This is a genomic window from Streptomyces sp. MAI_2237, from assembly GCF_054189285.1.
Genome location: NZ_JAJPGQ010000005.1, coordinates 365,117 through 385,949 on the forward strand (window position 1 = coordinate 365,117; position 20,833 = coordinate 385,949).

The following is a 20,833-nucleotide window of genomic DNA, read 5'->3' on the forward strand; positions in this document are numbered from 1 at the left end:
CAAGTTGTGCGTGCCAGGTGAAGACCGGTCCCCGCCCGATGAAAGGCCTTGCCGAGACCCTGACAAGTTTATATGCCAACTGTTGCTCGGCAGAAACAATTCGTCGCGATCAGTCGGCATCCTCATCGCCATCGGGGAGGGCTTCGCAGTGCTGCTCCGTGCACTCCAGCCAAGTCCGGCAGAAAGCCACGGAAGCAGGTCGACACGCGATTACCGCGCGCTCAGGCCGGGTCAAGGCACCTCCGCGCGAGCTCCGCCGCACCCTCTCCACGCGAGCATCCCGGCACTGGAAAAGCGCGAGATGCCGCAGCCGACTCGGGGATGGCTGCGGCATCCGCGCCTGCATCCCCCGGAAGGCAAGAGGAGGATCACCTGCCGGAGGTGACCATCGACTGCCCCGCCCGCGCGCACCCACACTGGGCCGCACAGGTGAATCCCGCGTCCGTCTCCCCGGCGGCGCCTGACGACGATCACGCTGCCGGTCCGTGGCGCACCCCCGGGACGGAGCCGTACGCGTCGCCGTCGCTGCACCCGGCCGAGCACCTTCGCCACACTCGCCACACCCGCAACACCCGAGGTCAACGCGGGAACTGGGCGCCACCAGGCAGTTCACCGGAAGCCACTGCGCACGGCCCGCAGGCCGCATAACGTGCGGTATCCCGAACCGCTCCCCCACACACCGCGGTCCGCACCTCTTGGGCCCAGACCACCAGGAGATCTTGGGATGTCCTCCGACAGCTCCGAGTTATATCCGGCGCAGCACCGGCCCGCCCGCCACGCCTTCCCCGGCCCGGCCCCGCAGTCGCGTCGCGCGAGCGAGGTGCGGGTCCCGACTCGCGTCCGTTCATGGACAGGTCCCCACCGCGATCTGCGGTTGCTGCGGCGGGCGAGCCGACACCTGCGCCGCGTGGCGACGCTGGCCGCACTGGGCTACTTCGCCGTCTTCCTCACCCTGACCGTCCAGTTCCCCTCCCTCATGACCCGCCCCGCACCCGGCGGGCTGCCCACCGGCCTTCTGCTGGCCCTCGCCCAACTCCCCGTGACCTGGCTGGCGGTGCTCCTCTACGAGTTCACCGCACGCCGGTACGTCGACCCCCTTGCCCGGCGCGTGCGCCGGTACGCATGCGGCGCCGACGACGGGGAGGGGCGGCCGTGACCGACTTCTCCGGCACCGCCCAGTCCTGGTCGCTCGTCGCGTTCTGCACGGTCGTCACCCTCACCCTTCTGCTGTGCGTGCTGACCGGCCCGGACCGCGACGACCTCGCCGAGTTCTACACCGGCTACCGTTCCCTGTCGCCCCTGCGCAACGGACTGGCCATCGCCGGTGACTACATCTCCGCGGCCACCGTGCTCACCATCGGCGGCGTCATCGCCCTCTGCGGGTACGACGGTGTCGTACTGGCCCTGAGCACCTTGCTTTCGCTGCTGTTGCTGATGGTCCTGCTGGCCGAACCCCTGCATCACACCGGCCGGTTCACCATGGGCGACGCACTGGGCCGACGGCTGTCGGGGCGCGCCGTGCGCATCACTGCGTGTGTGGTCACCCTGGCATCGCTGGTGCCGATGATGGTCGTGCAACTCGCCGGAGTGGGCCAACTGCTGGCGTATGTGCTCGGCTTCACCGACAGCGCGATGCGGACCGGCTGTGTCATCGGAGCAGGCGGCCTGATGATCACGTATGCGGCCCTCGGGGGCATGCGGGGCACGGCGCTGATCCAGATCCTCAAGACGGTGATGCTGCTCGGTTCCGGGCTGATCGTCGCCGGGCTCATCCTGCACACCTTCGGGTGGAACCCCCAGAGCCTCTTCCGCACAGCCGCGCGGCGCAGCGGAGCCGGTGACGCCTACCTGCGCTCCGGCCTGCAGTTCGCCAACGGCCCGCACAGCGACCTCGACATGGTCAGCACCCAGTGCGCCATCGTGCTCGGCGGCGCCTGTCTGCCGCACGTCACCATGCGCATGTACAGCGCCGGCAGTGCACGCCAGGTGCGGCGCGCGATGAGCTGGGCGGTCTCCACCGTGGCCCTGTTCATGGCCGTCGTGGTCGTCATCGCGGTCGGTGCCACGGCCCTCATCGGGCGGACCGGCGTCACCGCCGCGGACGCGCGCGGCAACACCGCCTACCTGCTCGGCGCCCGGGCGGCGTTCGGGATGCGGCTGTCCCACGCGGAGAGCCTTTTGTTCACCACGGTCACCACGGCGATCTTCCTGACGCTGCTGGCCTCCGTCTCCAGCATGACGCTCGCCTGCGCCAACTCCCTGGCCCACGACGTCGCCGCCACGCGCCGCCCCCTGGGGCCGCAGCGGGAGACGGCCCTGGCGCGGCTGGCCGCACTCGCCGTCGGCCTGCCGGTGATCCTGCTCGCCGTGGTGGCCCAGCACCGCAGCCTCCAGCCGCTCGCCATCCTGTCCTTCTGCCTGGGGGCCTCGGCGATCGCCCCCGCGCTCGTCTACAGCCTCTTCTGGCGCCGCTACACGCGCACCGGGCTGCTGTGCACCCTCATCGGCGGCACGCTGAGCGTCCTGGTCCTCATCACCGGCACCAATCTCGTCTCCGGCACCCCGCAATCGGCCTTCCCCGACGCCGACTTCAACTGGTTCCCCTTCACCACCACGGCCCTGGTCTCGGTACCGGCGGGCTTCCTGTGCGGCGTACTGGGCACCGTACTGACGCGCAGACGGACGGCCGCACGAGAAGGAGACCGCTACGAGGCCATGGAACATCTCCTGCTGGCCGGGCCGTCAGGGCGCGGGAGCGCATGAGGCGACACCTCGCTCGCGCATCGCGACGAAGGGCGCCTGCATTCGCATCTCATCCGGGCGTTCGACCGCACGACGCACGTCGCTCACCCGGGAGAACGAAAGGGGAGCGTGGTGCGGCGGCCGCCGCATGGCCGAGGTTCCGCGCGGGCAGCACTCGGCCGATCCCTACGCGGTATTCGGCCACCACGGAGCACGCACGTGAGCGATGTCGTCTTCTCAGCCGATTTCACCTCCGAACGCCAGTGGGTCGCGGGCCGTTCGTGGGCCTATCCCGACGGCGGCCCGACCAACCCGGGCGACAACAAACTGGACTACCTCACCCCGGACCCCGCCTACTCCCGTACTGGCACGTTCCGCGCCACACGCCGAACGGACGGCTGGTGGAACGCCGGTCTGCTCACCACCGAAGGGAGCCAGGAAGGCTTCACCGTCCGCACCGGCGACCAGCTCAGAACGAGGGTCCGCCTGCCCACCGGGTTGGGTGCGTGGCCCGCGATCTGGACCTGGCGGGACGGCGGCAACGAGGTCGACGTCTTCGAGTACCACCCCGACAACCCGGACCTCCTGGAACTCTCCAACCACGTGCGCCAAGGCCACCGTTATCTCCGGCACCCGTCGGTGCGCCCCGGCGCGACCGTCGACCTGGAGGTCACGTTCGGCCACCGCGACGTGGTGTGGTCCCTCGGCGGAACGCAGGTCTTCGCCGATGGGCGGGGTGTCGGATCGCACTGGCGCGCCTACCTGATCGTCAACCTCTCCGTGTGCGCGGGCCGGTACCACCCGCCCCCCGACCCCGAGGCCACCGAACTGTCCTACCGCGTCGAAACCCTGACCGTGCACCGTCCGTCGGCACCCTCGGTGCCGCACCCGACCGTCCCGGCCACCCGCAGCGAACCGGCGGCGGAGACCGGCCCTTGGTCCACCATCAGTCCCGAACCCGCATAGCTGACCGCGCCCTACGATGCCATGCGCGCACCGGCCGGCCCGAGAGCCGACCCACGCCGCGGCCGCCGGCCTCGGGGACATCCGCGAGGCCCGAGGCCGTGCCGGAACAAGCCCCGGTTCCGGTCGCGCTCCCCGTAGGACCAGGTCCCGATCACGCCCACGCGCCGCCGCAGACTGCGCGTCGCCGCGACCGCGGCATGCGCCTGGACCGTCCTCCTCCACCTCGTGATCACTTCTGCGCAGCCGCACATGTGACACCGGCCCCTCGCACCGAAGCGCCACCACTCGGCTCTGCCCCGCGGCGGTACCGCTTCGCGGGAGACCTCAAAGGGCCGGGGACCTGCGCCCCCGGCGAAAGCCGTGACCTGGGTCACCGGCCCCGACTTGCCTCCACCGAGAACTCCTCGTCAACACCCCGCCCGAGATCGATCATGGACGGCGTCGGTCCTGGCCGCACCTAGAATGACGAGCGTGACGGCAAGCTTCAGTGATATCGACAAGGCAGCCGGCGTGCTGCGCGCCGGCGGCCTGGTGGGCCTTCCGACCGAAACCGTCTACGGCCTGGGTGCCAACGCCGAGGACCCCGCCGCCGTCGCGCGCATCTTCCAGGTCAAAGGACGTCCGCCGTCCCACCCGCTGATCGTCCACATCGGCAGCGCGGAGCAGCTCGGCGACTGGGCCGAGGACGTACCGGAAACGGCTCGCCTGCTGGCTGAGCACTTCTGGCCGGGACCGCTCACCCTGGTCCTGCGCCGCGGTCCCCGCGTGCCCCTGGAGGCGACCGGCGGCCTGGAGACGGTGGCCGTACGCGTGCCCGCCCACCCCACCGCCCTCGCTCTGCTGTCGGCCTTCGGCGGCGGCGTCACCGCCCCGTCCGCCAATCGCTTCGGCTCTGTCAGCCCCACCACGGCGGACGATGTCCGGGCCGAGCTCGGCGACGCGGTCGACTGCGTGCTCGACGGCGGCCCCTGCGAGGTCGGCGTCGAGTCGACCATCGTCGACGCCACGGGAGAGGTGCCCACCATCCTGCGGCCCGGCGGGGTCACGCGCGAGGACCTGGAAGCGGTACTGGGACATCCACTCGCGGTCCCCACGACCAGTGACATCCGCGTGCCGGGCCAGCATCCGTCCCACTACGCGCCGCGCGCGCGAGTCGTCCTCGTCGATCCCGACAGCGTCGTCGCCGAGGCCGAGCGCGCGCAGGCACTGGGGCACCAGGTGGGTGTCTTCCTTCCCTCCTCCTACGCCGATGCCGCGCTCAAGGCCCACGCCGTGGTCCCGGTACCCGACTCGATGACCGCCTACGCGCACAACCTGTTCGGGTTCCTGCGCGACCTCGACCGACAGGGCTGCGACCTGATCGTGGCCTCCTTGCCCGTGGAGGAAGGTCTGGGCTTGGCGATCGCCAACCGCCTCCGCCGCGCTGCGGGCCCCCGCATCGGCGTTTGAGACCAGCCCCCGCGTCGACACCCCGCGAAGGCGGCAGAGCCGGGACCGCGTCGCGGTCGCCGGCTGCAGTGCGGATCGTCGGGGGACGCCTCAGCTCGTCTTGGCCACGAGTGTCCTGAGCGCGATGTTGAGTTCGAGGACGTTCACCCGGGGCTCGCCCATGAAGCCGAGCGTACGGCCCTGGGTGTGGTCCTCGACCAGCTTGCCGACCTCGGAGACCGACAGGCCGTTCCGCTCGGCGATCCGGTGGACCTGGATCCGCGCGTACTGCGGGGAGATGTCCGGGTCCAGGCCGGAGGCGGAGGACGTGACCGCGTCGGCGGGGACCTCGGACGGCCTGACGGTGCAGCCGGGCACCGAGTTGTCCTTGACGACGGCGGTCTTGGCGGCCTTGACCTGCTGGATCAGGTCCTTGTTGTCGGCGGAGAGGTTGGTGGCGCCGGACAGGATCAGCTGGTAGCGGGTGTTGATGCTGTTGCTGCCCAGCCCGTTGGCCGGACGGCCCTGGAACCACTTCAGGTCGGGCTCGGGGGTGGGCCGGCCCTTCTTCGGCGACAGGTTGTACGACTGCCCGATCAGGGAGGAGCCGACGACCTTGCCGTCCGCCGTGATCGCGGAGCCGTTGGCCTTGCCGTGGAACAGCGCCTGGGCGATGCCGGTGACGATCAAGGGGTAGATGACGCCGGTCACCAAGGTCAGCACGAGCAGGGCGCGCAGGCCCGCCGCGAGCAACTGGGCGGTGTGGGTCACGGAGTTGTTCATGGCGATCAGCACGCTTTCCAGAAACTACAGCCCGGGAATGAGGGAGATGAGCAGGTCGATGAGCTTGATGCCGATGAACGGGGCGATCAGACCGCCCAGGCCGTAGACGGTCAGGTTGCGGCGCAGCATCTTGTCGGCGCTGACCGGCCGGTACTGCACACCCTTCAGGGACAGGGGGACGAGCGCGATGATGATCAGCGCGTTGAAGACGACCGCGGACAGGATCGCGGAGTTCGGCGAGGACAGGCCCATGATGTTGAGCCTGTCCAGGCCCGGATAGACGGCCGCGAACAGCGCCGGGATGATCGCGAAGTACTTCGCGACGTCGTTGGCGATGGAGAACGTCGTCAACGCCCCGCGGGTGATGAGGAGTTGCTTGCCGATCTCGACGATCTCGATCAGCTTGGTCGGGTTGGAGTCGAGGTCGACCATGTTGCCGGCCTCCTTGGCGGCCGACGTTCCGGTGTTCATCGCCACGCCGACGTCCGCCTGGGCGAGGGCCGGGGCGTCGTTGGTGCCGTCACCGGTCATCGCGACCAGCTTGCCGCCGGCCTGCTCCCGCTTGATGAGGGCCATCTTGTCCTCCGGGGTGGCCTCCGCGAGGAAGTCGTCGACGCCCGCCTCCTCGGCGATCGCCCGGGCCGTCAGCGGGTTGTCACCCGTGATCATGACGGTCCTGATGCCCATGCGGCGCAGCTCCTCGAACCGCTCCCGCATGCCGTCCTTGACGACGTCCTTGAGGTGGATGACGCCCAGGACGCGGGCGCCCCGGTCGTCCTCGACCGCGACGAGCAACGGGGTGCCGCCCGCCTCGGAGATCCGGTCGGACAGCGTGCGGGCGTCCGTCGCGACGGTTCCGCCGTGCTCCTCGACCCAGGCGATGACCGAAGCGGCCGCGCCCTTGCGGATCCTTCGCCCGTCCACGTCCACGCCCGACATACGGGTCTGCGCGGTGAACTCGATCCACTCGGCATGCGCCAGCTCACCCTGGTGGCGCTCGCGCAGTCCGTACTCCTCCTTCGCCAGTACGACGACGGAGCGCCCCTCGGGTGTCTCGTCGGCCAGCGAGGACAGCTGGGCGGCGTCGGCGACCTCGGCCTCGGTGGTGCCCGGGACGGGCACGAACGCAGACGCCCGTCGATTGCCGAGGGTGATGGTGCCGGTCTTGTCGAGCAGCAGGGTGGAGACGTCACCGGCTGCCTCGACCGCCCGGCCGGACATCGCCAGGACGTTGCGCTGGACCAGCCGGTCCATGCCCGCGATGCCGATCGCGGACAGCAGCGCGCCGATCGTCGTCGGTATCAGGCAGACCAGGAGCGCCACCAGCACGACCATGGAGAGGTCGGTGCCGGCGTAGTCGGCGAACGGCGGCAGGGTCGCCACGGCGAGGAGGAAGACGATCGTCAGCGAGGCGAGCAGGATGTTCAGCGCGATCTCGTTGGGCGTCTTCTGCCGGGCGGCGCCTTCGACCAGGTTGATCATCCGGTCGATGAAGGTCTCGCCCGACCTGGTCGTGATCCTGATGACGATGCGGTCGGACAGGACCTTCGTCCCGCCGGTGACCGCCGAGCGGTCGCCGCCGGACTCCCGGATGACCGGCGCCGACTCCCCTGTGATCGCCGACTCGTCGACCGACGCCACCCCCTCGACCACGTCACCGTCGCCGGGAATGACGTCGCCGGCCTCGCAGACCACGAGGTCTCCGACGGTCAGGGCGGTGCCCGGGACCTGCTCCTCGGTGCCGTCCGTGAGCAGTCGGCGCGCGACCGTGTCGGTCTTGGCCTTCCGCAGGGTGTCGGCCTGGGCCTTGCCGCGGCCCTCAGCGACGGCTTCGGCGAGGTTGGCGAAGACGACGGTCAGCCACAGCCAGGCGCTGATCGCCCACCCGAACCAGTCCCCCGGGTTCGTGAAGGAGAAGACCGTGGTCAGCACGGAGCCGATCCACACGACGAACATCACGGGGGACTTGACCATCACCCGCGGGTCGAGCTTGCGCAGGGCGTCCGGCAGCGATCTGACCAGCTGCCGGGGATCGAAGAGGCCGGCGCCGACGCGTCCTTCGGCGGGCTTGTGCCCGGTGGGTAGGTCACTGTGCGGCGCCCGGGTCGGTGTGACTGTGGACATCGAGCCCTCTTGGTTCTCGGTACGGGTGGTCATGACGCCAGCCCCTCGGCCAGCGGACCCAGCGCCAGCGCCGGGAAGTACGTCAGACCGGTGACGATCAGGATCGCTCCCACCAGCAGGCCGGCGAACAACGGCTTCTCGGTGCGCAGGGTGCCCGCGGTGACCGGGACCGGCCGCTGCTCGCCGAGGGACCCGGCCAGGGCCAGCACGAACACCATGGGAAGGAAGCGGCCGAGGATCATGGCCAGCCCTGTCATCGTGTTGTACCAGTCGGTATTGGCGTTCAGGCCGGCGAAGGCCGAGCCGTTGTTGTTGGACGCCGAGGTGAAGGCGTACAGCACCTCGGAGAAGCCGTGCGCACCGGAGTTCAGCATCGAGTGCGGGGGTGTCGGCAGGGCCATCGACGCCGCGGTGAAGACCAGCACCAGCGCCGGTGTGACGAGGATGTAGCAGGCTGCCAGCTTGATCTCGCGCGAGCCGATCTTCTTGCCCAGGTACTCGGGCGTACGGCCGACCATCAGACCGGCGATGAACACCGCGATCACGGCCATGATCAGCATGCCGTACAGGCCCGATCCGGTGCCGCCGGGCGCGATCTCGCCCAGCATCATGCCGAGCAGGGCGATCCCGCCGCCGAGGCCGGTGAACGACGAGTGGAAGGAGTCCACCGCACCGGTCGACGTCAGCGTCGTGGACACCGCGAAGATCGAGGAGGAGCCGACTCCGAAGCGCACCTCCTTGCCCTCCATCGCCCCGCCCGCCAGTTGCAGGGCCGGGCCGTGGTGGGCGAACTCGCTCCCCATCATCAGGGTGACGAAGCCGACCCAGATGCCGGCCATCGTCGCGAGGATCGCGTAGCCCTGCTTCACCGAGCCGACGAGCACGCCGAAGGTGCGGGTCAACGAGAACGGGATCACCAGCAGCAGGAAGATCTCGAAGAGGTTGGTGAAGGGTGTCGGATTCTCGAACGGGTGGGCGGAGTTGGCGTTGAAGTAACCGCCGCCGTTGGTACCCAACTCCTTGATCGCCTCCTGCGAGGCGACCGCGCCGCCGTTCCACTGCTGGGAGCCGCCCATGAACTGGCCGACCTCGTGGATGCCGGAGAAGTTCTGGATGACGCCGCATGCCACCAGCACGATCGCGGCGATCGCCGCGCCGGGCACCAGGATCCGTGTCGTGCCGCGCACCAGGTCGGCCCAGAAGTTGCCCAGTTCACCGGTGCGCGAGCGCGCGAAGCCGCGCACCAACGCCACCGCGACGGCGATGCCGACGGCCGCCGACACGAAGTTCTGCACGGCCAGACCGGCGGTCTGCACGACGTGCCCCATGGTCTGCTCGCCGTAGTACGACTGCCAGTTGGTGTTGGTCACGAAGGACGCGGCGGTGTTGAACGCCTGCGCGGGTTCGACCGACGAGAAGCCGAGGGAGCCGGGCAGGCCGCCCTGCAGCCGTTGCAGCAGGTAGAGGAAGAGGACGCCGACCGCGGAGAAGGCGAGGACGCCACGCAGGTAGGCGGTCCAGCGCATCTGCATGTCGGGGTCGACGCCGATGCCCTTGTAGATCCAGCGCTCGGCCCGCAGATGCCTGTCGGAGGAGTAGACCTTGGCCATGTAGGTGCCGAGCGGGATGTGGGCGAGGGCCAGCGCGCCGATGAGGGCGAGCAGTTGGAGGAAGCCGGCCGGTACGGGACCCATGTCGTGCCTCAGAACCTCTCCGGGAAGATCAGGGCGAGGACGAGATAGCCCAGCAGGGCGACGGCCGCGACCAGGCCGACGATGTTCTCGGCGGTCACAGCTTCGTCACCCCCTTGGCGACGAGAGCCACCAGCGTGAAGCACGCGATCGTGGTGAGGACGAAGGCCAGGTCGGCCATCGTGAACTCCTGGAGTGGGGTGCGGGTATCCGCGAGCGGATCGGACGGATAGAGAAAACCCCATCTCCGACCGCATCCGAGCGCCGTTGACGGCGCTCATACGCCGACCTACACGCCTTTGACGCGACTCTTACGACACCCGCCCCGACCTGGGGCAGCGAGCTGGAACAGTCGGGATGAATCCCGCCGGCCGGCCGTGTCCCGAGGACGGTGCCGGCCGGGGGGATCCGTCGTCAGGCCTGGTAGGCCACGAGCGCCATCATCCCGGCCTCACCGTGGTACGCGTTGTGGCAGTGCAGCATCCACTGGCCGGGGTTGTCGGCGTCGAAGTGGACCGACACCGTCTTTTTGGGCAGCACGAGGGTGGTGTCCTTGCGCGGGCCGCCGGTGCCCAGTTGGTAGGTGTGGCCGTGCAGGTGCATCGGGTGCCACATGGTGGTCGTGTTCACGAAGTCCAGCCGCACGCGCTGGCCCTGCTCGACCAGGATGGGGTTCGCCGTCGGGTTGTTCATGTCGAACCGCTTGCCGTTGATGCCCCAGTCGTAGTGCATCATTCCGCCGGTCAGCTCGATGCGGTGCACTCGGTCGACCTTCTTCGAGTCGAGCCGGACATCGTTCGCCGCCTTCAGCTGCGCGGCGGTCATGATCAGGCCGTTGAGCTCCGCAGGGCGCACGGTCGGCTTCGGCGCGCTGCCGGAGCCGGTGCGCACCAGCGCCATCCCGCCGGAGCCCTTGCCCTCCGCCAGCGCCACCAACGGGAAGACCCCGTCGGCGAGGGTCACCAGGACGTCGTAGCGCTCCCCCATGCCGACCAGCAGGGCGTCGGCCTGCTGGTGCTGGACCGGGAAGCCGTCGGTGTGGGTGATGGTCAGCTTGTGGCCGCCGAGCGCCACCCGGTACGCGGTGTCGCCGCCCGCGTTGATGATGCGCAGCCGGACGCGCTTGCCGGGCTTGCCGGTGTAGCTGTCCGGATCGGCCGGGATGCGGCCGTTGACGAGGTGGTACGGGTACCTGACGTCGCCGGCGTCGCCGCCGAGCAGCTCGCTCTCGGCGCCTGTGAGCATGAACTTTATCGACATGCCCCCGGAGGAGGAGGCGGGTGAGGGTGAGGAGTTCATCCCGCCCATGCTTCCGCCGCCCGTACCTCCGCCGCTCATGTCCATCCCGCCCATGTCCATGCCCCCCATGCCCTGCCTGAGTTCGGCGAAGACCTGGTCGGGGGTACCGGTGACACCGTCGGCCCAGTCGTCGAGGACGACCACCCATTCGTCGTCGTACGACAGCGGCTCTTTGGGGTCCTCGACGATCAGTGGGGCGTAGAGGCCGCGGTCGAGCTGGACGCCGACGTGCGGGTGGAGGAAGTAGGTGCCGGGGGCGTCGGCGATGAAGCGGTAGGTGAAGGTGCTGCCTGCTCGTACGGCGGTCTGGGTGGCCGGGGGCACGCCGTCCATGTCGGCGCGCAGAGCGATGCCGTGCCAGTGGATCGAGGTGGTGGTCCGGTCCGGCAGTTGGTTGGAGAGTTCGGCGGCCAGCGTGTCCCCCGCCGACAACCGGATCTCCTTGCCCGGGGTGCGGCCGCTGAAGGCCCAGCTCTTGGCCGTCACCCCGCCGCCGAGGTCGAGCACGGCCGACGCGGCGGTCAGGGTCACCTGCCGCACCGTGCCGGTGTTCCTGCGCTTCTTGTCGGTGGCGGCCACCACCTTGTCGTCGGGGCTGACCAGAGACGGGGCGCCGTTGGAGCCGCCGGAGCCGCTGCTGCACGCGGCGAGCGCGCCCGCGCCCGCGGCGCCGAGTCCGGCCAGCAGGACGGAGCGGCGGTGGATGCTGTTCATGGGGAAGGTCCTCTTGTCGACGTGTCGTTGGCCTGACCGAGCGTGGGCGGCGCCGCTCGCATGTCCGTGCGAAGGCGGCGGCTCGCGCACAGCGGCCTAGATCAACAGCCGGGAGAGGAGCGAGAGATCGGGGGGCGCACGGTGTGACCTGCCGGGCCACCGGTGCCCGGCGAACGCGGCAGGGGGAAGGGGCGACCGGCCGACGATGACGGCGGCGGCCGGGGGTGCGAGCTTCGCCGTACCGATGTCGCCGGCCGAACAGTGCTGCATCGCGGAACCGGAACAGGCCCCGTCGTCACCGTTCATGGGGAGGTCCACCGTCCGGAGCACTGTGGCGTCCTCGGTGGAGGTGGTCGTTGCCGTCATGTCCGCGTGCGCGGAGGCGTGGCCCATGCCGGTCATCGCGCTCATGGCACGAGCGGGCATGGCCATGGACGTCGTGTCGTGATGGACGAGCACGGCGAGTGCCGCGAGCAGCGCGACGACGACCGCCCGTGCGCAGCGGACGGCGCCGCCGCTGGGGCGGGCCCGCTCATCCGTGACTGCCGCCATCGCTTCGCACCCTGCTTCGTCCGACAGGCCCCCACTATACCCAGACGGGGTATGTGGTCCATCCGGGCATCCGACTGCGCACCCACCGCCCCTCCGCTACTGTCGAGAGGCAGTGATCCACAGCGAGCGGACAGGAGTACGCGGTGCGAGTGAGCCGATGCGTGCGCGCGGCAAGCGCCCTCGGGCATCTGCTGCTCGTCGTGGTGCTCGCACTCAGCGTCTTCGTCATGCACACCGTGGGACACCAGGCCGACGCGTCCTCGGCCGCGATGAGCGCGGCGTCCCACGCGCCGGCAGCGGCGACGGGCGACGCTGCCGCGGCTCACGCAGCCGCCGTCACCCGCGTGGACGCGCACGGGGCGGCGGACCCGGCGCAGGCGTCATCCGCGTACATGCCCTTGAAGCACCTGCAGTTCACGCACGCGCCGGTCTTGCAGATGCCTTTGATGGCGATGGACATGCTGACGCTGTGTCTGGCCGTGCTGCTCGGGGCCTGGGTCCTGGCCGCGCTTCTGCGCTCCGCCCTCGCCCGTCATCCCGACCGGCCGGCGCATCTGCTGTCCCGGGCCTTGGCCCAGTTGTGGCCCGCCCCTCCCCCACCAGGTCCCGATCTCACCCGGTTGTCGGTTCTGAGGCTGTAGGCCGAACCGTCCTCGCGGTCGCGTGCCATCGCGCGCGCCGGCGACGTCGTATGCGCCGAAACAGCCACAAGAACCGGACACACCAGACACACGAGGTGACATCGATCATGACTGCCTTCACGCGTGCCCTGCGCCGCACGCCCGCCCGCCGCGTCGCCGCCGCGAGCGTCGTCGCGGCGGGAGCCCTGCTGCTCTCCGCCTGCGGCGGCAACGGCGACGACACGGCCGGCATGCCCGGCATGAACCACGGCAGCGGCACGCCGTCCTCCACCGCGGCCGCCGACGCCGGCAAGACTCCCTCCGCCGGCGACTTCAACGACGCGGACGTGACGTTCGCCCAGATGATGATCCCGCACCACGAGCAGGCGCTGGAGATGGCCCGGTTCGCCGACGGCCGGGCCGCGGACTCGGAGGTCAAGAGCCTCGCGGGCAAGATCGAGAAGGCCCAGAACCCCGAGATCACGGCGATGAAGGGCTGGCTGCGGTCCTGGGGCAGGCCGGTGGCCATGGGGGACATGCCCGGCATGGACATGGGCGAGGGCATGATGTCCGACAGGAACATGAAGGCGCTCAAGGCCATGAAGGGCGCCGCGTTCGACAAGATGTTCGCGCAGATGATGATCGGGCATCACAAGGGCGCGATCACCATGGCCAAGGAAGAGCAGAAGAACGGCAAGAACCCCGACGCGGTCAAGACGGCCGGGAACATCGCCACGAGCCAGTCGGTCGAGGTCGAGCAGCTGCAGAGCATCCTCGACCGGCTCTGAGCCGGGTCATCGGCTGACCGTCCGGACTTCCCGGCATGCGCCCGGCAGCCCGGACGGTCGCCCCTCACCACCGCTCGACGGAATCGGGGACCGGTCGCCCGGTCCCCATTCACGCACCGGTCAGGTCCGGTAGGCGTAGTACGCCGCGTTCGGGTACGACGCGATGATGCTGGCCACCGACCTGCGGTAGGTGTTGGTGGAGTGGTACGTCACGTACGGCACGCCCTGCGGGCTGCGGTAGGTGACGATCATCGTGTGGTCCTTGGACCCGTCCTTGTCGAAGTCCATCTGCAGCACGTCACCGACGTCCAGCTGGTAGACGTTGGCGAGGCTGGTGACGCGCTTCGAGTTCAGGGCGAACCAGGAGAACTCGTTGACGCCGACGAACGAGTCCGACTGGATGTCGGAGTTGCCGAACCACTTGGTGTAGTCGTACACGTAGCCGGGGACGTGCTTCCAGCCGCCCGCCTTCAGCGACTGGCTGACGAAGTTGGTGCAGTCGCCGCCGCCACCCTGACCGTTGAAGTTCGGGTAGGCGGGGTTGTAGTTGCTCCAGTACTTCTCCGCGTACGCGGCCATCGCCTTGTAGTCGTAGCCGCTGGCGGAGAAGTTCTTCGGGTTCGACGGCGCGGGCCACGTGGTGGCGGAGCGAGCCGCCTGCGGCATGTTGTCGTCGGCCGTGGTCGGCGCCGCCTTGATGGACGGCTTGGCCGGCTGGTTGACGGCGAGGTAGCCCGCGTCCGTCTCCCGGATCTTCGACAGCTGCCAGTTGCCGTTGGCGTCGGCCGTGAAGGTGAGCCGGTGGTGGGCCTGGAAGCCGGTCGTCTTCGGCTCGTTGCCACTGACCTTCTTACCGCTGACCTTCTTGTACGTCAGCGTAGTGGTCTCGGTGACCTGAACCGTGGCATGCCGCCCCTGGACGACCGTCCGGTCCAGCGACACCTTGGTGTTGCCCGCGCTGTAGCTCTCGCCGAGCGCCCGCAGACGGGACTTGCGGGTGCGCAGCTGGGACAGAGCGGACTTCTCGTCGTCCGACAGCGTGGAGGACATGCGTACGTCGCCGGAGAACCGGGACGACAGCGGCTTGTTGCGCCCCTTGCCGCTGTCCAGCAGAGCGTCGGTGCGCTCGGTGAAGACCGCGTCGGCCAGCTTCTGGAAGGTGGCCTTGGTCGTCGGGTCCACGGTCGGCTGGTCGGCCCCGACCGCGGCACCCGCGCTCCAGTTGGGCAGCAGCGCCGCACCGGCGACCACCGATGCTGCGGCCGCCGTCACTATGGTCACGTGACGCCGTCTGCGGCTCAGTTTCCTTGATTTCACTCGATTTTCCCCTCTGCCGGCACACCGATGTACGTACCGGGCGACGGCATCTTCGCACGCCGTGTGTAGCTGGTGTGAAGGGGGATGCGCCGGCGAAACCCGTGAAGTAGCCCCGGGCGCGACCGCCGGCCGAGTGGGCCCCAGACAGACCGGCACAGTGCCGACGTCACGGGCACGACGCCCCCTCCCTTCGCCCGGCGGCGAGGCGCGTTTTCCGGCCCGGTGTCGGCCGAAAGGCGGTCGGCGCATTGACAGGCGTCCCGGGACATCCATAGCTTTTCAAATCATCGGCGTTGCCGATGATTTGAACTATTGATCATCGAGATTCGGGGGAACGATGGACGAACGAACGACCAGGCCGCCGCAGTCGGCGTCCGGGCCCGCGGCCGAGGCGGGTCCCGGTGGCCGGGGGTGGACACTGGCCGTGGTGTGTGTCGCCACGTTCATGCTGCTGCTGGACCTGACCGTGGTGAACGTGGCGCTGCCGGACATCCGGGAGGCCTTCGACGCGAGTTTCACGTCCCTGCAATGGGTGCTGGACGCCTACGCGTTGGGGTTGGCGGCGGTGCTGCTGACGGCCGGCTCGCTGGCGGACAGGCTGGGCCGCAAGCGCGTCTTCAACGCGGGCTTCGTCGTGTTCCTCCTGGCCTCGCTCGCCTGCGGCCTCGCCGACGACACCGTGGCCCTCTCCGTCTCGCGCGGTGTACAGGGACTGGGCGGCGCCGTCCTGTTCGCCGTGGGTCCCGCGCTCATCGGGCAGGAGTACCGGGGCCAGGACCGGGGCCGGGCCTTCGGCGTCTTCGGTGGTGTCGTCGGCCTGTCCATCGCCTTCGGGCCGCTGATCGGGGGCGCGCTCACCGACGGACTGGGCTGGCGATGGATCTTCCTGGTGAACGTTCCGGTCGGCCTCGTCGCGCTGGCCATCAGCCTGCTGCGGATGCGTGAATGGCACCCCGAAAAGGCGCCGGCTCTGGACTGGTGGGGTCTGGTGCTGTTCTCCGGAGCGCTGAGCCTCCTCGTGCTGGGGCTGCTGCGCGGCGAGACCGACGGCTGGAGCAGCCTGCCGATCACGGTCATGTTCGGCGCCTCCGTGGTTCTGCTGGCACTGTTCACCGTCGTCGAGAGGCGGCGCGGCGAACAGGCCATGCTGCAACTGTCGTTGTTCCGCAACGTCACCTTCAACGGCGTCTCCGCCGTCACGCTGCTGTGCGCCGCCGCCACCATGTCGGCGATCTTCCTGCTCGTCTCCTACGTCCAGAACGTGCTGGCGTTCTCGCCGTGGGAGACCGGACTGCGCTTCCTGCCGTTGACCCTGACCCTGTTCGTGGCCGCCGCCGTCGCCGGTTCGCTGACGACCCGGGTGCCGCAACGGCTGTTGATGGGGACCTCCATGGCTCTCATCGCCGTCGGACTGGCCCTCGTCGCGCTCACCGGCCCGCACACCGCCTGGACCGCGTTGCTGCCGAGCATGTTCGGCATCGGTATCGGCATGGGGCTGTTCAACCCCTCCCGCGCATCGCTGTCCATCGCCGTGGTGGAGCCGTCGAAGGCGGGTATGGCCTCCGGCATAAGTGAGACGTTCCAGCAGGTGGGCGTGGCCATCGGTATCGCCGGCTTCGGCGCCGTCTTCCACAGCCGGGTGACGGACCTGTTCACCCAGGCCGCCGCAGGTCGCCAACTGGGCCCCGCCGCCCACGGGTTCGGCGAGGCCGTGGCGGCCGGCGGCGGTGCCGAGGCCCTCAGCCGCGCGCCCCGGCACCTGGTTCCGGCCCTCGACGAGGCCGCGCGCACGGCCTTCGTGGACGGCCTGACCGACGTCATGCTCGTGTGTGCCGCCGTCGCGGCCGTCGGGGCGCTGGTCGGATTCGCCTTCGTCCGCACCCGGGACCTCCACGAGAGTGCCCGTACGGAGACGTCGAAGGACGCCGGCGCACCCGCGGCCGTTTCGGGCGACGAGGCGGAACAGAGTGGCGCCGTTTCCGTCGCGTGGAGCCGGAGCGAGAGCCGGGAGCCGGCCGGCGAGGCCCACTGACGGGCCGGACGAGCGACCGGGCAGCCACGGACCAGGGGGCGTGGCTGCCCGGTCTTGGAGGCCGGCACCACTGCCGTTACGCTTCGAAGAACCGATGATCGGCACGGGGGACGCTCGGCAACGCCAAGGGTCTCCCGGCAGGTCCCGGTCACCTCATTCGACAAGGGGAGCGGCCCGGATGACACAGGCGATGCGCGGCCCGGCGGAGCCCGCCGGGCTGGACCTGCCACTTGTCCGCAGGACCGGATATCTGCTGCACAAGGCCGGCGTGCTGCTGATGGAGGATGCCGAACGGGCCCTGGCGGCACAGGGGATGAGGATGCGCTACTTCTACGTCCTCGCGGCCCTGGAGAGTGGCCTCAGCCTGTCCCAGCAGGACCTGAGCCGGCTGCTGAACCTCGATCCGACGACCATGGTCGCGCTGGTGGACGAGATGGAGGGCGCGGGCCATGTGGAGCGCCGCCGCAACCCCTCGGACCGCAGGCGCTACATCCTGAGCCTGACCGACGCCGGCCGTGAGGCCCTCGAGCGCGCGGGTCACGCGGTCGACGCGGTGGAGCGGGAGTTCCTGGCCGCCGTACCCGAGGCGGACCGTGAGCGACTGCGGACGCTGCTCGGCGAACTGCTCGCCGACCGCTGGCCGCGGGTCATCGCCTGCGAGTGACCGTCCTGCGGGCGCGCGGGCACGGTTTCTCCTTCTCCGCTTCGCCGGAATTCATAAATCCGCATTTCGCGATCCTTCATGAGTTTCCGTGAGCCTGTCCGCGGAATTCGATAATCCCCTCCTGATACACCTTCAGGCGGAATTGTGGACAGTCTCACATGGTCCTTGATTCCCGCTGGACCCCAACTCGACCGTGTTAGTCTCGTTGTGTCCGAAGCCGACCGATCCAGGTCGGATCCGGCACGCGGGTCAAGCCCGCAACAGGGGGAAAGGTCAACGGGGGAATGAGCAGCAAGGATTTGTTCTACGGATCTTTCGACAGCTGCCTCGGTCCGGGCAGCGCACGCTTCTTCGGAAGTGGTTACAAACGAGTCGGCCAGGACCTCAGGAACATCAGCACCGACGGCTCGGCCGAACCGGGAGCTCTCGTCACCGCGCGGGGCACCCTGCACTACCCGCAGGACTGGTCCCGCAAGTCGGGCGCCGGCGAGCTGCGGCCGCATCTGAGCAGCATCGACGCGCTGGTACTTGCCGTGACGCTGGCCGAGACGCACATCGGCCGGGCCTTCGGGCTGACACCGGCGCAACAGCGGCGCACCTGGCTGCGGGAGGCCGACGTACGCGCCGGCAGCACCCCGCACGAGGACCTCGCGGACTTCCCCGTGGAGGGCCGTCTGCTCACGTCCAAGGGTCCGGACTCCGGCCCCTCCGCGCCGGTCAGCACCACGTTCGGCTGCCGGGTCGGCGGCCTGCGGGTGCGCTGCACTCTCGCGCACGAACGGGATCAACACGCAAGCGGTGGCCCGCACACCTACGCGGACGCCTCGCAGGCCCTGGGGCCGGCCAGTGGCCGCCACTACGGCGAGGGCTACAAAAACCGCATCCAGTACGCGAACCACGTCCACGTCGACCTGGACGGACAGCGCATCCAAGGCCGCCAGCGCGTCGTACCCGAACAGCCGGGTGCGGGCACGGACACCCACGGCGCCGAAGCGGAGTACGGGCCCTCGGTCTCGCCGATCGACGCGCTCGTTGGGGTGGCCCAGCTGGCCCAGGCCCTGCTCTACGCGCAGGACGGGCTGTCCCGGGGCCGTACCGACACGTTGTGGATGAGGCGCTTCGTCATCGGCGCCCGTACGCCGGTACGGCCGCTGGGCCGCAGCTTCGCCACGAACGTCCGCACCACCGGGACCCGGTTGGTCACCATGCGCGGGGAGACCTGGCGCACCGCGGACCTGGCCGTCGACGACTTCGCGGGGATCGGCGGCCGGTGCTCACTCGCGCACCGGCTGCCCGCGGCCTCCTGACCGCACGGCGCGACATCGCGGCGAAAGGCCGTATTCAATCCGCTCAGTATGCCCGAACGGACCATGCCAGGAACTCGGCCTGCCCATCGGGAATTCGACTGTGCGGTATCGCGAAATTGCAGGAACGTACGGGGGAATATCAGTCATGCTTTTTTCACCGACGTTACGCTTCGGAGAAGTGATCGTCGTACTCGAAGGACCGGCGCGCGTGCTCTGGAAAGAGCAGCCGCGGCAACCCGGCACCCGGTCCTGGACACCCGCGGGAATCTGGCCGGATCAAGACCAATTGGCGATGGTGCACGAACACATCGAAAAGGAACGACCGCTTCTGGTGCTGCTGGACGAGGCCCGCAGCCATGTGCCGGTGCTGCGCCAGGAGATGCGGTCCGCACCCTGTCAGCTGCTCGAGTCCCTGACCCGCGCCCACTCCGACGAGTCCGGGGAGGACGAGGTCGTGGAGTTGCGCCTGCCCTTCCTCGACTGGCTCCCGGACGCCCACCGGGACCGTGCCGCCCGGTTCCTGAAGGACAGCGACGAGACCCTGTCCCGCACACCGGTGGCACTCCTGCCGCCGCTGCTGACCGAGGACGGGCACGACGGGCTGCCGCCGAGCCCCCGCTTCGCCCGCCGCATCCTGCCGGGCGTCCTGCCCGCGGACCGGCTCGCCGCGGCCGTCGAGCACCTCTTCGCGGAGGCCTCGCAGCGATGCGCCGCGGCGGGTCCGGGAAGCGGGGCAGGCCGATGAAGCACCCACCTCACAACAGCCGCATCGCTGCCGGCAGCGGCACGAAGGCCACCATGGGCACGCTCCGCGCTCACGAACACCTCCCGCACGGCGGCCTCGGCCGGGGCGAACTGCCCACCGTCCTCCCGGACAGCCTCTTCGAGATGCCCAGTCACACGGAGATCGGTTCGCTGATCGCCGCGACCGCGGCCGCCAACCTCATGCTCGCCCGCCGACGTGCCGCGGACCGCCGTCTCCCGCACCACCAGGACGATTCCCGAAGGAGCCACTGATGGGACGCTCGGTGCTGGTCACCGGCGGCAACCGCGGCATCGGACTCGCCGTCGCCCGAGCCCTCGCGGCGGACGGCGACCGCGTCGCCGTCACCCACCGCGACACCCGGCCGCCGGACGGGCTCCTCGCGGTGCGCGCCGAGATGACCGATCCGCAGAGCATCGACACCGCGTTCGAGAAGGCGGAGGCGGAACACGGGCCGGTCGAAGTCCTCGTCGTGAACGCGGGCATCACCCGCGACAGGCTGCTCCTGCGCATGGAGGAGCGTGACTTCACCGACGTCGTCGACGTGAACCTGCAAGGCGCCTTCCGCACGGTGCGGCGCGCGGTGCGCGGCATGATGCGTGCCCGCTGGGGCCGTATCGTCCTGATGTCCTCGATGACCTACGCGTACGGGGCGCCGGGACAGGTCAACTACGCCGCCGCCAAAGCCGGGATGCTCGGTATGGCCCGCAGCCTCGCCTGGGAGCTCGGTCCCCGCAACATCACGGTCAACGTCGTCGCACCAGGTCTGATCGACACCGACATGAGCCGTGCGATCACCGATGGTCGGCGCCGGCACCTGCTGGCCATCACGCCCCTGGGCCACGCCGGGGAGGTGGAGGACGTCGCCGCCGCGGTCCGGTACCTGACCGGCGAATCGGGCCGCTATGTGACGGGAGCCGTCCTGCCCGTCAGCGGCGGCCTGGGCCTGGGCGGTTGACCCGCGACGCCACCGGCCGCAGCACCGCCGGCTCCGCCTTCGCGCGGTCCCTGGCCGCCGGCCCGCCCGTCCCGGCCATGACACC

The 20,833-nt window shown here is 69.8% G+C and carries 19 protein-coding genes; 12 read left to right on the forward strand and 7 right to left on the reverse strand.

What is annotated here, in order from left to right:
* Positions 1–724 precede the first annotated feature (724 nt).
* The 4 genes from LN251_RS29855 to LN251_RS29870 all read left to right on the forward strand — a co-directional run bounded on the left by LN251_RS29855 (position 725) and on the right by LN251_RS29870 (position 5,157).
* Entirely contained in the window at positions 725–1,156 is a 432-nt protein-coding gene (locus LN251_RS29855) for a DUF485 domain-containing protein (RefSeq protein ID WP_458247284.1), read from the forward strand.
* Entirely contained in the window at positions 1,153–2,763 is a 1,611-nt protein-coding gene (locus tag LN251_RS29860; RefSeq protein WP_458247285.1) for a sodium/solute symporter, read from the forward strand. The genes LN251_RS29855 and LN251_RS29860 overlap by 4 nt, the downstream gene beginning before the upstream one ends.
* 198 nt (positions 2,764–2,961) lie before the next feature.
* Positions 2,962–3,708, forward strand: coding sequence for a beta-glucanase (locus LN251_RS29865; protein ID WP_458247286.1), 747 nt, complete (start codon positions 2,962–2,964; stop codon positions 3,706–3,708).
* Positions 3,709–4,179: 471 nt separating this feature from the next.
* A complete protein-coding gene (locus tag LN251_RS29870; RefSeq protein WP_458247287.1) occupies positions 4,180–5,157 on the forward strand; it encodes an L-threonylcarbamoyladenylate synthase in 978 nt (325 codons plus the stop codon).
* Positions 5,158–5,247: 90 nt separating this feature from the next.
* On the opposite strand, the gene LN251_RS29875 is transcribed toward LN251_RS29870, so the two are convergent.
* From LN251_RS29875 to LN251_RS29900, 6 genes are all read right to left on the reverse strand, one after another.
* Positions 5,248–5,919: a potassium-transporting ATPase subunit C gene (locus LN251_RS29875; RefSeq protein ID WP_458247288.1), complete on the reverse strand. Its 672-nt coding sequence runs from the start codon at positions 5,917–5,919 to the stop codon at positions 5,248–5,250.
* A 24-nt stretch (positions 5,920–5,943) separates the two neighbouring features.
* Complete coding sequence (gene kdpB, locus LN251_RS29880) at positions 5,944–8,076, reverse strand: potassium-transporting ATPase subunit KdpB (RefSeq protein WP_458247289.1); 2,133 nt, start codon at positions 8,074–8,076, stop codon at positions 5,944–5,946.
* Entirely contained in the window at positions 8,073–9,737 is a 1,665-nt protein-coding gene (gene kdpA / locus LN251_RS29885) for a potassium-transporting ATPase subunit KdpA (RefSeq protein WP_458247290.1), read from the reverse strand. Before kdpA ends, kdpB begins: the two co-directional genes overlap by 4 nt.
* A gap of 8 nt (positions 9,738–9,745) precedes the next feature.
* Complete coding sequence (gene kdpF / locus LN251_RS29890; protein WP_362997316.1) at positions 9,746–9,835, reverse strand: K(+)-transporting ATPase subunit F; 90 nt, start codon at positions 9,833–9,835, stop codon at positions 9,746–9,748.
* A gap of 313 nt (positions 9,836–10,148) precedes the next feature.
* Positions 10,149–11,747 carry a multicopper oxidase family protein gene (locus LN251_RS29895; protein ID WP_458247291.1) on the reverse strand — a complete coding sequence of 533 codons (1,599 nt, stop codon included), beginning with the start codon at positions 11,745–11,747 and terminating at the stop codon, positions 10,149–10,151.
* Positions 11,748–11,843: 96 nt separating this feature from the next.
* Entirely contained in the window at positions 11,844–12,299 is a 456-nt protein-coding gene (locus tag LN251_RS29900) for a hypothetical protein (protein ID WP_458247292.1), read from the reverse strand.
* A 161-nt stretch (positions 12,300–12,460) separates the two neighbouring features.
* Between LN251_RS29900 and LN251_RS29905 the strand changes: the two genes are divergently transcribed.
* Together LN251_RS29905 and LN251_RS29910 are read left to right on the forward strand one after the other, a co-directional pair.
* Positions 12,461–12,940, forward strand: a complete 480-nt coding sequence (locus tag LN251_RS29905; RefSeq protein WP_458247293.1) for a DUF6153 family protein — start codon at positions 12,461–12,463, stop codon at positions 12,938–12,940.
* A 107-nt stretch (positions 12,941–13,047) separates the two neighbouring features.
* Positions 13,048–13,707, forward strand: a complete 660-nt coding sequence (locus LN251_RS29910) for a DUF305 domain-containing protein (protein ID WP_458247294.1) — start codon at positions 13,048–13,050, stop codon at positions 13,705–13,707.
* A 120-nt stretch (positions 13,708–13,827) separates the two neighbouring features.
* On the opposite strand, the gene LN251_RS29915 is transcribed toward LN251_RS29910, so the two are convergent.
* On the reverse strand, positions 13,828–14,988 hold the full coding sequence (locus LN251_RS29915; protein WP_458247295.1) for an amidase domain-containing protein: 1,161 nt from the start codon (positions 14,986–14,988) through the stop codon (positions 13,828–13,830).
* Between the two features lie 373 nt (positions 14,989–15,361).
* Here LN251_RS29915 and LN251_RS29920 point away from each other — a divergent pair, with 373 nt between their 5' ends.
* From LN251_RS29920 to fabG, 6 genes are all read left to right on the forward strand, one after another.
* On the forward strand, positions 15,362–17,056 hold the full coding sequence (locus LN251_RS29920; protein WP_458247296.1) for an MFS transporter: 1,695 nt from the start codon (positions 15,362–15,364) through the stop codon (positions 17,054–17,056).
* A 178-nt stretch (positions 17,057–17,234) separates the two neighbouring features.
* On the forward strand, positions 17,235–17,720 hold the full coding sequence (locus tag LN251_RS29925; protein ID WP_058927533.1) for a MarR family winged helix-turn-helix transcriptional regulator: 486 nt from the start codon (positions 17,235–17,237) through the stop codon (positions 17,718–17,720).
* A gap of 284 nt (positions 17,721–18,004) precedes the next feature.
* Positions 18,005–19,027, forward strand: coding sequence for an AvrD family protein (locus tag LN251_RS29930; protein ID WP_458247297.1), 1,023 nt, complete (start codon positions 18,005–18,007; stop codon positions 19,025–19,027).
* A 292-nt stretch (positions 19,028–19,319) separates the two neighbouring features.
* Positions 19,320–19,772, forward strand: a complete 453-nt coding sequence (locus tag LN251_RS29935) for a hypothetical protein (protein ID WP_458247298.1) — start codon at positions 19,320–19,322, stop codon at positions 19,770–19,772.
* The gene (locus LN251_RS29940) at positions 19,769–20,044 is read left to right on the forward strand and encodes a hypothetical protein (RefSeq protein ID WP_458247299.1); all 276 of its coding nucleotides are present in this window, start codon (positions 19,769–19,771) and stop codon (positions 20,042–20,044) included. The genes LN251_RS29935 and LN251_RS29940 overlap by 4 nt, the downstream gene beginning before the upstream one ends.
* Positions 20,044–20,748 (forward strand): 3-oxoacyl-ACP reductase FabG, encoded by a 705-nt coding sequence (gene fabG / locus LN251_RS29945; protein WP_458247300.1) that lies wholly within the window; start codon positions 20,044–20,046, stop codon positions 20,746–20,748. The genes LN251_RS29940 and fabG overlap by 1 nt, the downstream gene beginning before the upstream one ends.
* Positions 20,749–20,833 lie beyond the last annotated feature (85 nt).